Source organism: Pseudomonas sp. GW823-FHT02E01 (assembly GCF_058797535.1).
Map to the genome: position 1 here is coordinate 1 of NZ_JBXAJS010000033.1, position 577 is coordinate 577.

General features: G+C 61.4%; 1 protein-coding gene. It reads right to left on the reverse strand.

Annotated elements, in window-relative coordinates; translation table 11 throughout:
- Window positions 1-577: cadherin-like domain-containing protein (locus AC1RDQ_RS28520; protein WP_492588758.1), on the reverse strand; the 577-nt coding region annotated here is incomplete at both ends.

A 577-nucleotide genomic window follows, 5' to 3' on the forward strand; every position in this document is an offset into this window, starting at 1 on the left:
GCTGTCGGTAGCGACGACGTTGAAGTTCTCGGTCAGGCTGTTGGTGCCGTTGGCGGTTGGATGGGCTTCGTTATCGTTGAGGGTGTAGCTGTAGCTGATTACCCCGGTCGCCGGGTTGTAATCGGTGATGGTCAGGGTGCTGCCCAGTAGCGTAACGGCCGTTTGCGGGAAGCTGGCGGCCACGCCTCCGCTGACGACAGTGATGCCGCCCACGGTCAGGGTCGTCACGCCGTCCAGTGCGGTGACGGTGAAGGTGCCGCTCTGGGTCAGGGCCGACGCGTTGGGGTTACTGCCGTCGCCGAGATTTTTTTCGTAAACCGTCAGCTCACCGCCATACACGTTGAGGCCGTTGAGGGTCACCGGATCGTCGTTGTTGTAGACGTTGAGCACCAGGTTGGCGGTGCTGCTGTCGCCGTCCGAATCGGTGATTGTGTAGGTGAAGGTTTCGGTGCCGTCGCCACCACCGTGCAGGGCTTTGAAATCCGCATCGCTGGTGTTGAGGGTGTAGGTGTAAGTGCCGTTGGCATTCAGTACCAGGGTGCCGTAGGTGCCGGTGAAGGTACCGGGGGTGATCGGG